The following is a 14,615-nucleotide window of genomic DNA, read 5'->3' as shown; positions in this document are numbered from 1 at the left end:
TGTTAATTTAGGGAGAAATTAAAGAAAAAATGGTGTCATCCAGTGCTTGTCGAGGGACAGCCATTTTGTTGGTTTTTAGGTTTTTTTATCGTCTTCGACAGGCTCAGACAGACAATGGGTTTATTAGATTAACGACATTGCTCCAACCTATAAAAAGGCTTTGAATCTATTGCAAATACCTTAGCTAGTAGAATTTACCATGGAATATAAAACGCCACAAGATTTGTTAAATAAGTTAAAAGACATTAGCACTTTTATTTTTGATGTTGATGGCGTGCTTACCGACGGCTCTATTCTATCGACAGAGGACGGACAATCGCTCAGAACGTTCAATATAAAAGATGGTTATGCACTACAATTGGCCGTTAAAAGAGGTTATCATCTGTGCATTATATCTGGTGGAGATGGTATAGCAATGAGAAAAAGATTTGAAAAGCTCGGTATTAAAGATGTTTTTTTAGCAGCGGGAAATAAGGTAGAAATTTTTAGAAAGTATATAGCAGAACACAGTATTTTGCCCGAAAATGTGCTTTATATGGGCGATGATATTCCCGATCTTGGTATTATGAAACTTGTAGGCTTACCTTGTTGCCCGGCAGATGCCATTCCTGAAATAAAGGCCGTTGCCAATTTCGTCTCCCCTTACAATGGAGGGAAAACAGCTGTAAGAGACATTATAGAAAAGGTAATGAAAATTCAACATAACTGGTATGACGAGCAGCCAAACGCTGCCGATTCTGGAAAGTAGGGCTAGTTTTTTTCTTCCTTTTTGCGCTTTAACAGCCCAAAGTTTCGGAAAGTAAATCCTTTGTCGCCGATAAAAGACGCGCGGGAACAAATGCGTCTCGCAGCCATCGTTTGCGCCAGCTTATTAACAGAAATATTTCTTCCATAGTTGCATTATCTAACTTATTTTGGTTTAATTAATAAATTCTCTATACCATTAAACCAATTGTAATTTTAGCACTCCAATCATCCAAAATATAAACAAAAAGAACATGAAAAAATTAATGATGATTTGCGCCCTGTTTTGCTCGGGCATTCTTTATGCAAACGCACAGCAAGCAGGAGATAGAATGGGCAACTCAGCAGAGAGAACTCAAAAAATGGTCGACATGCTTACTCAAAAGCTTAAATTAACCGACGAGCAAAAGGTAAAGGTAGATACTATATTCTCTCAACAAAATGCTGCCATGGGCAAAATGTGGAAAGATGCCAATGGAGATCGCAGCCAAATGCGCGATAAAATGATGGCATTACGCGCAGAAAGTGATAAAAAAATTAATACTGTGTTGACCGACGACCAGAAGACTGCCTATAAAGCTTGGCAAGATGAGCGTAAAGCTGCTATGGAAAAAAGAATGAAAGACAAGAATTAGTCATCTTTAAAAGTTTAAATTGATGCCATTTCATTATTTGAGATGGCATTTTTATTTATAATCCTTGCTGGTTCTCGATATGTTTATATTTGCACGAAAAATTTTTATGCTACATCTTCCTGACATTATACTTGGTTCAAAATCTCCTCGTAGAAAAGAGCTCTTACAATTAATGGGCTTAGATTTTGAAGTAATGGTTAAAGAAACCGACGAAAGTTACCCCGCAAGGTTAAGGCCAGAACAAATTGTAATGCATATTGCTGAAGCAAAGGCTGCTGCATTTAAAAACGAGAAAGAAAAGTTAGTTATTACAGCAGATACGCTGGTGGTTTTGACCGATGAGAGTGTCGAAAGCGTCGAGAGCGTTGAAATTCTTGGAAAACCAAAAGACAGGTTACAAGCAGTAGAAATGCTCGGCAAATTGTCTGGCAGCACACATAAAGTTTTTACGGGCGTAACCATTTTGCACAACGGCGAGATGAAATCTTTTTATGACATGACCAAGGTTTCTTGTCGAAAGCTATCTGATAAAGAAATAAACTTTTATATAGAAAACTACAAACCTTTTGATAAAGCCGGCAGTTATGGCATACAAGATTGGTTTGGGGTAAATGCGGTAACTCAAATAGAAGGTTCTTACACCAACGTAATGGGCTTACCGACAGAGAAGCTTTACGCTGCTTTGAAAGCAATTTCAAAATCTCTAATTTTGCGCGTCTAAATAGGTTACTTGGTTTCTTGACGGGGGGTCTACATTATAAATCTCGAGCGAGTTTTTCTGCGTTTTTTATTCCTCCGCAAGTTACTAAACCCGGTTGCAGCGGTATCCCCGACGCAGGAGGGATTTAGCGGAAAACGGGGAGGGCAGTCAAGAAAGCAGTTGTATTGCTTTTCAAAAGAAACATGTGACAGTGCTTAATTTAATGTTACTTGGTCTCAACCTAAACCTCGGCCTCAACTTCAATTTACCCTACCTTCTTCTTCAGAAGTACTTGTTTTGCGGCTTTTAACGGTCTTCATTTTTATGTTTCCAAACTTGTAAGTAAAGCTGAGGGAAGCTTTTCTGTTTTCCCATTCGTTTTGCCAATAGGTATTTACATTTCCATATTGCAATACCGAGCGGAATTTTCCGGTGGCAAAAATATCATTAAACTTTAAAGCCAACGTGGCATTATCGTTCCAAAAAGTTTTCTTTGCACCAACGTTGACTGCGTAATTAGATAGCGTTTTAAACAAACCAGATACGGATGGTGATTGATAGTAGGCATACATACTAAGGGAGTATTTTTTAGGAAGCGAAAACGTATTGTCTGTACTAGCGCCCCAGCTCCATTTTGCTGCATTATATGCCGAGCCTTGAACGGGTGTTTTTATAGCATCATAGGCAACGGCAAGTTCTGTACTGTTATTCCACCATTTAAAAAAATCTATAGGAGAACCTGTTGCAAAATATAAGCTTTTCTCGTTGCTTAAATTTTCTGGACGGCTAATACTTTCTTTGGTGTCGTTGTTTTGATAAATAACTTCAGATATCCCACCTTTTGTGTTTGCGTAACTTATTGTTAACAGCCTAAATGATTTGTAGGTATAATTAAACTCTAAGTTATTGGAATAAGTTGCTTGCAGAAATTGGTTTCCTTGTAGCGCTGTGTAGGGATCAGTGTAAAACGCAAAGGGATTTAAACTTCCATAAGAAGGACGATTGATACTTTTTCTGTACGAAGCAGTAAGTTGATTATTGTCGTTAATTTTATAGGAGATGGCCGCATTTGGAAATAATTGCCAATAATTACGCCTAATTGTTTCTGTTGAGCTAGAAGAATTTCCATCACCAATGGTCTGTTCTAGCCTTAACCCTATTTTAATATCTAATTTTTTAAACGATTGTGATAGAGAAGTATAACCCGCGTTAATGTGTTCGTTATATAAAAACAAGTTTGTCCTCCTTGGGTCGTTTACCCATCCTTTGTTTTTTAAGGAGTCAAAAGCAAGGTTGCTTTTTGTATTTACCCAACTCGTTTTTAGCCCCGTTTCTAATTTTAAAGTTTTAGTAAACGGAAAAATGTAATCTAATTTTAAAGCGTAAATGTCTGTACCACCTATGCCGCTATTTCTTAAATAAATCGGGTTAGCAATTAACTGATCATTTTGGTTGTAATAGAAATTTGTAAAATTTTCATTTTTCGAACTGCCATAATTTACATAATCTGCATCGAAGTTTAACTCCCTACCACTGGTATCTATATTAAAGCGATAATTTACGTTGAAAGTATTATTCCCAGCAGTATTATTTTGTGGATTTACCATCGCAACGGATCCTAACTTTCCACCCTGTGCATTAAAACTTGGCGAATTGCTTGTTACGTTGGTTTCATCTGGCGAAGAAAACCCTTTATAAGAAGCACCAATGGTTTGCTTGTCACTTACATAGTAATCAAATCCTGCAGAATAATTTGTGCTTTGAGTTATGGGATGCCAAAAATTTATCTGGTTGAATTTGTCTGTACCAATGGTTCTGTCTAAAGTTAACCTATTGTAAGAATTGTAATGTCCTGTGCTAACACGTGCGAATGTACTAAGTTTACCAATGTTGTAATTAAGATTGGTGCCACCGTAAATCTTTTCATATTTGCCATATCCGCCGCCAATATTTGCGTTTCCGTTAAAGCCCTGGATGCGATTTCTTTTTAATTTTATATTAATGTATCCGCCACTACTCGCTGCATCAAAAGAAGCAGATGGGTTAGAGATCAGCTCTAATTTACTTAATGCATCAGCAGGTAAAGATTTTAAATATGTTGTGAGTTCAGTGCCACTCATATAACTTACTTTTCCATCAATCATTACCGCAACGTTTGTTTTTCCTTTTAAAATGATATTTTCGTCTTTATCTAAACGAATGCCGGGGGCTTTGCTAATTACCTCGAGCGCATTGTCGCCGGCTGTATTCATTTTTTCTACATTAATTATTACCCGATCCGCCTTATAATCAACTACTGGCATTTTCGATTTGATGGTAACCTCGTTAAGTGTTTGGCTTTTATCTAACAGCGTAATTATGGGCAATTTTACATCGGCTTGCGAAACACTGAAAACTTCTGAGCTTCTTTTTTCGAAACCAACCATTAAGACTCTTACCACATACTTTCCAGGCTTTACGGTTTTAAACAGATAATTTCCATTTTCTTTGGTCACTTGCAAAGTACTGGTGCTATCTGCTAGGTTGCGCAAAGAAACTGATGCATATAGCAAAGGTTGTTTTTTTTCATTTTGCACTTTTCCTGTAACCATTTGTGCATGCACTGAAAGCATGATAAAATTTGTAAGTAGAGCGATGACAATTGTTAAATAGGTTTTCATGAGTTTTTGAGTTAGGATTGTTGTGTCGTTTCCTCAAAAGTGTAGAGAAACAGAAGGCTATTATATATTATTATCCCAAAGTCGCCGAAAATTATCCGAGATTGCAAAAAGATGTTAAAAGCGTTCGTCCTGAAAAAAGCCCGTTTGGGATAAAACTTGGTGTGGCTTGAATAGTGGTTAATTGCCAACCTTGTCTTTATTAAACCTTTCTTTCTCTTTTTCTAGTGACTTATCCACATTCACGGAACTTTTAAGTTTTCCAAAATAATAACTGATATTTAAGGATGCTCTACGAGAATTTGGATTAAAGCTAGCGTTCGAATAATAGTTCTCAGAATAGATAGTTGTTTCGTTTTTGTAAGTGTTGAAGATATCTGTAATTAAAAAACTAAATCTCCAATTGTTTTTAAATGACTTGTTAATAGAGAAATCATCTTGCCACCTACCGCTCGAAAAATTTTGATAACTTCTACTTCTACTATTGTATGATAAGTAATTATTGATTGAAAAATATTTTGTTATGGCAAAACTTGAGCTAAAACTTAGGTTATATCTTGCGTTCCACCGACTATCGTAGTTGGTTGTATAAAAATTCTCATTGATATTATTCTTAATGGTATTGCCAGATAGATTTAACTGACCGTCCCACTTCTCAGTAAATTTTAAATATGATCCGAGGCTTATATAAAAAATGTCCCGAGTAAGGGCATTGTTGGGTTGTATGACATTTATCAAACTATCTGTAACGGGTTTGTTTACCTTTACTACCACATTTTTTGAATGGGCGTAGCCAAAATTTAAGAAGGCAAACCCATAAAGATAATTATTAGCGGAAACGTCCCATGTACCATAAGGTTTCAAAGACGCATTACCCTCACTGTAGGTATATCTATCAATAACTTGTTTATAGGTGTTTATATATTCAAAATTTGGCCGTTGTATCGATCTATTTATATTGAATGAAGATTTTATATTTTTCGAATTATGGTTAAGCGTAAATGAAGGGAAAAAGTTGTCAAAATTCCGTTTAAATCGATCTCCCTTATCAATATAAAAATTGTTCATGGTAGTATGCTCATATCTAAGGCCTACTGCCGCAGAGAAAGCTTTCTTATATAACGTTGCCAACATATAGGCAGCCGATATATTTTCTCTGTAATCCAAATTTGATTTGTTGATGACATCCTCATAAATTAAATTATTTCGAAGGGTATCGTAACTAATTTTATTGTTGATAAATCCGCTTTTTACTTTTGCTCCCAAGTCGATCTTAAATTGTGTTTTAATTTTCTTAGAAAAGTCAATTGACGCAATATATTGGTGTCCCATTAGCGGAACACGATTGTCCACTTTAAAGTTCCCTAGAGAGGTATTGTAATCATAAGATAAAATAGATCTATCTTTGGAAAACCCACCTATTCGTCCAATTAAAAACTTAAGGAAAGACCCTATCGTATCTATTTTTTTTTGATAGGTCAGATTAACTGTATTTAACAGACCGTCAGATTTATTTCTATTCTGAAAACCAAGTTGATAAGAGCGAGCTCCCGTTGCTATCGAAAAATTATCAAAATCTGACTTGTAGTAATCCCTATTTAGGTTTGCAAAAATACCCAGCAAAGAAGTTTTGTTCACGTCATAATTTAGGCCAATATTAGAAGTAAGATAAAGATCCCTATTGTCGCTATTACCAGTTATCGCCACCTGTGCAGAATCATTTATTGAAGAGTAGGTAGCATTTGTAACCGATGAAGAATAATTTCTATTGTTGGTTACCGCTATTGTTGCATATCCAGATAGCTTTTTGTTTTTAAAATAGGCATTTATGCTATGGTTTGTCCTCACACGCTTATCAACGATTACCCCACTATTTAAATAAATGTAATATCTATCTGTAAGCGGTTTCTTCGTTACAATGTTAATTATACCTGCCGATCCTTCAGCATCATATTTTGCGTTTTTTGATGTTACAACCTCAATGCGTTCTATCGTGGCGGGTTGAATACTTTTAAGCATATTTGCTGCTTGCTGGGCGCTTAAGGTAAGTTTTTGACCATTAAACAGTATTGTTACGTCTTGTCGGCCGTTGAGACTTATTGAATTGTCGTTCCCCAATATAACTCCAGGGACAGTTTTGAGCGCGTCGAAGGCGTCTGTAGCTGTCGACTCGAAGTAGCGTCCGTTAACAATCATTTTTTCGCCGTCAAAACTTATGTATTCCTTTTTACCCCGAACATCGACCTCCTTTAATAAATATGTATTTGGAAATAGTGCGATGACTATATTTGTATCTGAATATAATTTAGAAACCTGAAAGGTAGTGTCTCGATATCCAATATGCTTTATCGCCAACCTTACTTTTTCAAACTGCTTCAATTCAATTTGGAATGCTCCAAGCGAGTCTGACACTATTAGACTATGGGTACTTGAGCTTGAAAGCGGAGTGATAACTGCACCTGAGATATTTTTTTTACTCTCGGCATCAATCAATTTTCCCGTTAATACTTTTACTTGTGCATTAGAATTGACCGAGCACATTAATAGAAAAAATGTGCAGCTAACAGTTAAAGATGCTTTTTTTGTTTTCATGGGGTATTTAAAAGAGTTAAATGATTTTTTTTCAAATTTTCAGCAATTTGGCATACCGATAAATATGAATAAGAATTAAATTTGAAACTATATTTTTATCCCAAATGCCTAAAATTTTATTCCAAAATGCCCGCATCTTCATTCAACTCGTCCTTTATTTTTACCATTTGGGATAAAATTTTAAGGAGGTCGAATAACAAAATAGGTTGTTTGGTGATAAGCAATTACTTTTATTGTATGAAACGAATGCCAGTATTCTTAATCCACCTTATTTGTTGGACAGCCTTTTTAGCTTATTCTTATGGCTCTTACGTTGCAGACTTTAAAGGCTTTCGAAGCATTGCGTTTAGCGTGTCGATGACTACCGTGCAAATTATCCAGTTCTATATTTGCTTTTTGTGGGTTTACCCGAACTATTTGAAGCAACATAAAATTCCGCAACTCATCGGTGGGATGATTGTGGCATTGCTCGCATTTATATGTTTGCGGTACGGAATCGAAGAGGTATTTTATCCGAAGTTTTTTGGAATTAGAAATTATAATCCCGGCACTCCTTTACTATATTATTTTAAAGACAATGTTTATTGGGGCACGTCTTACATTGTTGTGGCGATGGCAGTTTACGGCGTACAACACAGTTTTAGAACAGAGATAACAAATAAGAGCTTAAAAAATGATGTTGTCAAAGCAGAGTTGGCTTTTTTAAAATCGCAGATAAATCCACATTTTTTATACAATACCTTAAACTATGTATATTCTTTGGCGATTCCTGTTTCTGATAAATTAGCTGATGCAGTTTTAAAACTTTCTGATTTGATGCGTTACACCTTGAGCGAAAGTGCTACGGGTTTTGTGCAGCTGGTTAAGGAAGTAGACTATGTAAACAACTATATCGCGTTATTTAAAATGAGATTCGAGCCGAATTTTTATATTGATTTTAATATTAATGGAGTGTCTGAAGATCAAGAAATTGCATCATTGATGCTAATCCCTTTTGTAGAGAATGCGTTTAAGCATGGCGTAGTAAATGAGAAGGATAGTCCCGTAAGAATAAAGCTAAGGGCAAGCACTAAAATGGTGGTGTTTGAAGTTAGCAATAAAATAAATAGAGGGCAAAAAGACACCTCAAGTGGTGTTGGCTTGCTAAATATACAGCGGAGGTTAAACTTAATTTATCCCGACAAGCACAACTTATTGGTATCCAACAATGAAAATACCTATAAAACTACACTTACCATAAAGTGGTAAAAATGCATATCTTTAACCAAATCGAAACTAACAAATGATTCGTTGCATTGCCATTGATGATGAAGCGTATGCTTCTGCAATTATCGCCACTTTCGTAAATAAAACGCCTTTTTTGGAACTTATTTGTACAACGACAGATCCCTTTAAGGGGCTTAAAATGGTACAGGACGGAGAAGTAGATTTGGTTTTTTTGGATATACAGATGCCCGAGTTGAGTGGAATCCAATTTTTAAAAATTTGTGGAGACAGGTGTAAAGTTATTTTGACTACTGCTTATAGCGAATATGCATTGGCAGGCTTCGATTTAGATGCCGTAGATTATTTATTGAAACCAATTTCTTATGAGCGTTTTTATAAAGCGGTAGCCAAAGCTCAGATTTTGTTGGAAGTTCCTAGAGTTGTAGAATCTACTGTTACCGCCGTTAGTTCTGTACCAGCAAACGATTTCATGTTCATTAAAGGCGATGCAAAAAACAGGTTTATCAAAGTCAATTATCAAGACATTTTATATGTAGAAGGGATGCGGAATTACCTTTCTATCTCTACCAAGCAAAACGAGCGTATTGTTGTATATCAAACTTTGCGAGAATTGGAAAATCAATTGCCGCACCCGCCGTTTTATCGAGTACATAAATCTTATATCATATCAATCGAGCACATTAAAATGGTTGAGGGAAACTCGATTCAAATTGGCGATCAGTTTATTCCCATTAGCGAAACCTATCGGGATGAGTTCTTTAAAGTTTTAAAAGATTAAAATATTGGCTTAGCAAGCGGCTCTTTAAAAGCGTACGAACTATTTTTTTGTTGCTATGGCTTATAAAGTTTATTTACCCCTTATTAAAAAAACTATTTAAGCACAGTTTTTATTTACTGCTGCTACAAAACCATTTAAAGCAGCAGTAAATAACCATCAAAAATGATTCAGAACATTGATTGGGCTACTGCGTTTAGACAGGATAGTTTGCCCGATTTCGGTCATCAATGCGCATAATCTAGACAGCTACGGGTTAATACAAAATTATCTCTAACGAAAAGGTAAGCTTCAGCTCTTAAAGGTCTGGCAGTTTACCTAATGTTTTTTGTATAAGATTTTAACTTTTCAATCTCTTTGGAGTCGTAAGGGGTAAAATCTGCATGGAATAGATCATGCTGCCAAAGCTTAGAAACCGGATCTCCAGGTCTGTGTCCCCAAGGTAAATTTGTTTGGGTTTTGCCGTTTACCAAGCCCCAAAGCATACAGCCCACTTTATTGTCGTAAAATACCTCAAGGTTGTCGGCTATGGTAGAACCCGAATATCTGTTCATCCATTCGGTGTTGATGACTGGTCTATTGTATTTTTTTAGTTCGGCAATCTGCTTTGCTAAATTTTCTTTATTGCCATAGTTGTGGAAGGTAACTACGTCTACATTATTTAAAATAATGTCGTTTAACCTCGGGTTTTGATCAAAAACCCCAATGCTTAAAGGTTGAGAAGGGTTAATTGCTCTCGCCCAAACAATTACATCTTTCAATAGTGGCAAAGTGGTATTGCCAAGTCCACCGTTTGTTGGCTCGTTGTACAAATCCCAAAGCATAATTCGTTTATCATCTTTAAAACGGCTAATCACCGCTTTTACATATTTCTCTAGCTTTGGGTAGCTTTGTGGATTTGTAACCATGCTATGCCCAGGACTAGGCGACCAAGCCCAAGCATACCAGCCTTCTAAGGGTTCTGGCTGTTTGCCAATTTTTGGATCGGCGTTGATTCCGAAAGAACAATCGTCAAAAAGCGCAGGCATAAATTGGATGTGATGTTTCGCGCATAGTTCCATAAACTTATCAAGCGTATTCAGAAAATACTTCGGGTCGTCTTCATATACTGCGTATTGCAATACTGCCCGTAAACAGTTCATCCCCAAGCCTTGGGCCAATCCTAATTCTTTATCTATCGCTTTTTCGTTAAAAGTGGTTTTGTCCCACATTGCGGTATAATTAATCGCATAAGCGGGAATGTAATTAAAGCCGCAGTACCAGTTGGTTTTGCCATTCCATTCAGAAGCTCGTTGTTCGCTCCACCTACCGGGGATGGTCTTTTCTTGAGAAAAAGAGTGGCCAAGAACAAAAAATAAGGCTAAAAAGATTAAAACATGTTTCATAAGAATTCTATTAAGGAAGCTGAAAAGATATTTGTTTACAATGAATAAGTAGTTTAGAGACATCGTATAACTTTGCAACCTCTAATCGTTGTGTAGTTCAATTTTACAGTTAAAACAAAGCAACCCCATGTACAGGAAGTGCCTAGGGTCGCTTTGTACTAAGCTTCTTTAAGTTTGTTGAAATTATACCCAAAATAGAGGATCACACAATAACAAACAATGGGCAAGTAATAGGCTTTCGCAATGTCATGATTGGCGACCAAGCCCATAATTAAGGGAAAAAATGCACCTCCAACAACACCCATTGATATAAATGAAGAAGCTTGTTGGGTATGTTTGCCCAAGTTTTTGATTCCTAAGCTGAAAATAGTTGGGTACATAATGCTAAAGAAGAAATTTATCATTAACAAGGCAATGAAAGAAACCAAACCAAAGCCCTGTGCTACAATTAAACACATAAAAATATTGCATACAGCAAATATGGCCAACAATTTGTTTGGTGCAATATAGCGCATTATAAAGGTTCCAGAAAATCTTCCCAATAACATCATTACCATAAACAGCACCATAAAATTTCCTGCTGTGGCATCTGCAAATCCCATTACCTCATGGCCGTAATTGATGAAAAATGCCCATGTGCCAGCCTGAGCGGCAACATTGAAGAATTGCGCAATTACCGCCCCAACAAAGTGTTTGTGTTGGAAAAGCTTTTTTGACGGCGCGTGATCTATGTTTAGTGCTGCTTCGTCAGTAGCCGAAATTGCATGAGGATCTGTAGTATCAGGCACTTTTATCAAAGAAAAAGAAATGGCAATAACTGCTATGCCAATACCAATTGCCAGGTATAAAACCTTTACAGATTCTAATCCTTCTGTGCCGGTACTTGATCTTAATAAAAAATAAGAACCAATTGCTGGCCCGATGATGGTACCTAAAGCATTAAAAGCTTGAGCAAAATTGATACGCCTGTCGCTTGATCGCTGGTCTCCCAACGAGGCTATAAAAGGATGGGCTACAGTTTCTAAAGTAGATAAACCACAACCTAAAATAAAAAGTGCAACCCTGAAGAACGTAAATGAAGAGGCGTTTGCTGCGGGTATAAAAAGAAAGCAGCCCAGGGCAAAAAGTGTTAATCCGAGAAGGATTCCCATCTTATAGCCAAACTTTTTCATAAACAAACCTGCTGGGATTCCCATAACAAAATAGGCGCCAAATATGGAGAATTGCACTAAGCCTGATTGAGATTTAGAAAGATTTAAAACTGACTGAAAATGCTTATTTAACACGTCGCCCATGGTAATAGCGATGCCCCAAAGCATAAAAACAGAAGTTACAAATATTAAGACCAGTAAAAATTTCTTTTCGGTAAATGCAGGTTTGTTGCTCATTAAATTAAAATTGATTTTAGGTTTAGTTGATGAATTGATTATTAAGACTCTTTTGTTTGTGATTATTAAAAATTGACTTAAAACGGTTATCCAAATCTAAAAAATCTTAATGGTTTTCGAAATATTTTAATTCTCATGAATTTTCGCCCAATTGTCCATTCGAAACAGAACAGCCGGAAAGCAACCTCAACCCAACATTTCGGCCACCAAACCCATTTTTAAATCGTAGGTAGAAAGTTTCACGGTTTCTATTTGCAGCCGACCGATAACATAGTTGCTGATCAGCGCGGCAATCATGCTCATGTCAACACGCAGTGGAATCATTCCGGGCATTTTCATACGCTCACCGTGCGTAGCGGTTATTAATTGTGTGGTAATGTCTATGTATTGATCAAAGTTAAATGTATAGGTTTTTGTGTCCTCAACATCTAAAATTGGCTGATATTTTTCTTTAATGAGTGCCGCAAAAGTTTCGAAAGCTCCTGCCGAACCGATTAAGGTTTTAGGTTTATGTTGCTCGCAAACTTCAAATAAATTTGGTAACAATTCATTAACTTTACCAAGAATTCCCTGTTTATCTTGATCGTTAATGGGGTCAGAATTTAAAAATTGCTGCATAAGTCGCGCAGCACCTAAATCATAGCTTTTCTTCCAAAAAACCTCATTGGTATCGCAAAGGATAAATTCTACACTTCCGCCACCAATATCCATAATTAATGAAAGGTCCGAGATTGCGCCACCCAATTTTACCCCTTTATAAATCAGATTTGCCTCTGTATCACCATCAATAAGTTGGATGTTTATAAATGTTTTTGCCTTAACCAAATCGATAAAATCTTGTTTATTTTCTGCACCACGCAAAGCAGAAGTAGCTACCGCTTTAACCTCATCTACTTCAAAGTCGTCTATTACATTTTTAAAATGAACCAATGCATTTATGCCACGGTTAAATGCAGCATGAATGATTTGATTATGGTTTATCCTGCCTTCGCCCAATTTTACGGCTTCGGTATGTTTAAAAAGTATTTCGAAATCTTTTTCGATTTTTTCTACAATAAGGAGATGAAAAGTATTAGTTCCTAAGTCTATAATTGCTTTCCGCATTTTTGGTTATGGGTTATGAATTATCAATTATGGGTTTCGGGAGCTTTAGTCTTTGGTCTTTCTGCTTTAGTTTTCCTTACCCCTTAAACCAAAACCATTTGGCCATTTCTTTAAAGCTTGCTTTTTTGCCATACATCAAAATACCCACACGATAAATTCTTGCAGCAAGCCAAACAGTAAATATAAACCCGAGGATTAGAATGCCCATAGATAAGGCAAGTTGCCAACCCGGAACCCCATAAGGTAAGCGTACCACCATGGCAATTGGAGAGGTAAAAGGAATCATCGAAAGCCAAAAGGCAATGTTTCCATACGGATCGTTGGTTACCACACTTAGAGAAAGTGCGTAGCCTAACAAGAGCGGCATCATTACTGGCAACATAAACTGCTGCGTTTCTGTTTCGCTATCTACCGCAGATCCTATTGCGGCATACAATGCGCTATAAAACAAATATCCCGCAAGGAAATAAAAAATAAATACGGCGGTTATTTTTCCCACATCCAGACCAGCTAAGCCAGCTTTAAAATCGCCCATTGGTCCAGCGCTTGCCTGTAAATTTTGTGCCGCCGGGTTTACGCTACTTACCTGTGCAGAAGTGGCAATTTTTTGAACATCATTCTTATCTACAAAAACGCTTACCGCTAAAGCAGAAATGGAAATGGTTAATATAATCCACAGCAGAAATTGGGTCAAGCCAACCAAGGCAATGCCTATTATTTTCCCCATCATTAGTTGAAAAGGTTTTACGGAAGAAATGATAATCTCTACAATTCTGCTGGTTTTTTCTTCAATAATGCCCCTCATTACCTGCACGCCATAAAGTGTAATGAACATAAACATAAGCACACCTGCCACAAACGCAATAATGGTACTAGCGCCAGCGCTGCTGCTTTGTTCTTTGCCGCCCTCGCCAATTTTCTTTGTGTCGATGCTGATGTTGCTTTTTAGATTGTCTAAGGTTTTTTGAGAAATGCCCGATTGTTTTAATTTGTAGTTTCTAATTAAGCCCGCAATGGCATCTTCTACATTGCCATTTAAAGAAAGTCCACCTTGTTTTATGCCAATAAGCTGTATGCCTGTTGGTTTGTTAACATCGAAATTTGGCAGGTACAAAATATAATCAAAACCACTTTTCTTTATGTTTTTTTTTAATGTTTCAAAAGGCTCATCTACATAGATAAACTGTAGGTTGTTGGTCGAAGTTAAATGTTCTGTCAGTGTTTTGTTCTGGTTTATTACCCCAATTTTGTCGGTTTTATCTTTAATGCCTGTGTAAGAGAAATAGATAATCATTCCGTAGAAGGACGCAAAAATCAAGGGCGTTAAAAACGTCATAATAATGAAGGATTTTTTCTTCACTCTCGACAGGTATTCTCTTTGTATAATGAGGGAAATTTTGCTCATGAC

At 36.6% G+C, this 14,615-nt stretch carries 11 protein-coding genes; 5 read left to right on the top strand and 6 right to left on the bottom strand.

Annotated elements, in window-relative coordinates; translation table 11 throughout:
* Positions 1-199: 199 nt before the first annotated feature.
* From ABIB40_RS07895 to ABIB40_RS07885, 3 genes are all read left to right on the top strand, one after another.
* The gene (locus ABIB40_RS07895; protein ID WP_354357750.1) at positions 200-748 is read left to right on the top strand and encodes a KdsC family phosphatase; all 549 of its coding nucleotides are present in this window, start codon (positions 200-202) and stop codon (positions 746-748) included.
* Between the two features lie 250 nt (positions 749-998).
* Positions 999-1,379, top strand: a complete 381-nt coding sequence (locus ABIB40_RS07890; protein ID WP_354357748.1) for a DUF4890 domain-containing protein — start codon at positions 999-1,001, stop codon at positions 1,377-1,379.
* 106 nt (positions 1,380-1,485) lie between these two features.
* Entirely contained in the window at positions 1,486-2,100 is a 615-nt protein-coding gene (locus tag ABIB40_RS07885; RefSeq protein ID WP_354357746.1) for a Maf family nucleotide pyrophosphatase, read from the top strand.
* A gap of 239 nt (positions 2,101-2,339) precedes the next feature.
* Here the strand turns inward: ABIB40_RS07885 and ABIB40_RS07880 are convergent, their stop codons facing one another.
* Positions 2,340-4,739: a TonB-dependent receptor domain-containing protein gene (locus ABIB40_RS07880; RefSeq protein ID WP_354357744.1), complete on the bottom strand. Its 2,400-nt coding sequence runs from the start codon at positions 4,737-4,739 to the stop codon at positions 2,340-2,342.
* Positions 4,740-4,916: 177 nt separating this feature from the next.
* Positions 4,917-7,328, bottom strand: coding sequence for a TonB-dependent receptor (locus ABIB40_RS07875; protein WP_354357742.1), 2,412 nt, complete (start codon positions 7,326-7,328; stop codon positions 4,917-4,919).
* Positions 7,329-7,454: 126 nt separating this feature from the next.
* Between ABIB40_RS07875 and ABIB40_RS07870 the strand changes: the two genes are divergently transcribed.
* Both ABIB40_RS07870 and ABIB40_RS07865 read left to right on the top strand, forming a co-directional pair.
* Complete coding sequence (locus ABIB40_RS07870; protein ID WP_354357740.1) at positions 7,455-8,576, top strand: sensor histidine kinase; 1,122 nt, start codon at positions 7,455-7,457, stop codon at positions 8,574-8,576.
* A 34-nt stretch (positions 8,577-8,610) separates the two neighbouring features.
* Positions 8,611-9,333, top strand: a complete 723-nt coding sequence (locus ABIB40_RS07865) for a LytR/AlgR family response regulator transcription factor (RefSeq protein ID WP_354357738.1) — start codon at positions 8,611-8,613, stop codon at positions 9,331-9,333.
* A 311-nt stretch (positions 9,334-9,644) separates the two neighbouring features.
* Here ABIB40_RS07865 and ABIB40_RS07860 read toward each other — a convergent pair whose 3' ends face one another.
* The 4 genes from ABIB40_RS07860 to ABIB40_RS07845 all read right to left on the bottom strand — a co-directional run bounded on the left by ABIB40_RS07860 (position 9,645) and on the right by ABIB40_RS07845 (position 14,612).
* A complete protein-coding gene (locus tag ABIB40_RS07860; RefSeq protein WP_354357736.1) occupies positions 9,645-10,715 on the bottom strand; it encodes a glycoside hydrolase family 2 TIM barrel-domain containing protein in 1,071 nt (356 codons plus the stop codon).
* 158 nt (positions 10,716-10,873) lie between these two features.
* A complete protein-coding gene (locus ABIB40_RS07855; protein WP_354357734.1) occupies positions 10,874-12,103 on the bottom strand; it encodes a sugar MFS transporter in 1,230 nt (409 codons plus the stop codon).
* A 186-nt stretch (positions 12,104-12,289) separates the two neighbouring features.
* Positions 12,290-13,207 (bottom strand): Ppx/GppA phosphatase family protein, encoded by a 918-nt coding sequence (locus ABIB40_RS07850; protein ID WP_354357732.1) that lies wholly within the window; start codon positions 13,205-13,207, stop codon positions 12,290-12,292.
* A gap of 76 nt (positions 13,208-13,283) precedes the next feature.
* Complete coding sequence (locus ABIB40_RS07845) at positions 13,284-14,612, bottom strand: ABC transporter permease (RefSeq protein ID WP_354357730.1); 1,329 nt, start codon at positions 14,610-14,612, stop codon at positions 13,284-13,286.
* Between the last annotated feature and the right edge of the window lie 3 nt (positions 14,613-14,615).

This window comes from Pedobacter sp. UYP30, from assembly GCF_040547165.1.
Taxonomy (GTDB): domain Bacteria; phylum Bacteroidota; class Bacteroidia; order Sphingobacteriales; family Sphingobacteriaceae; genus Pedobacter.
This window is presented reverse-complemented; position numbering and strand designations above follow the sequence as displayed.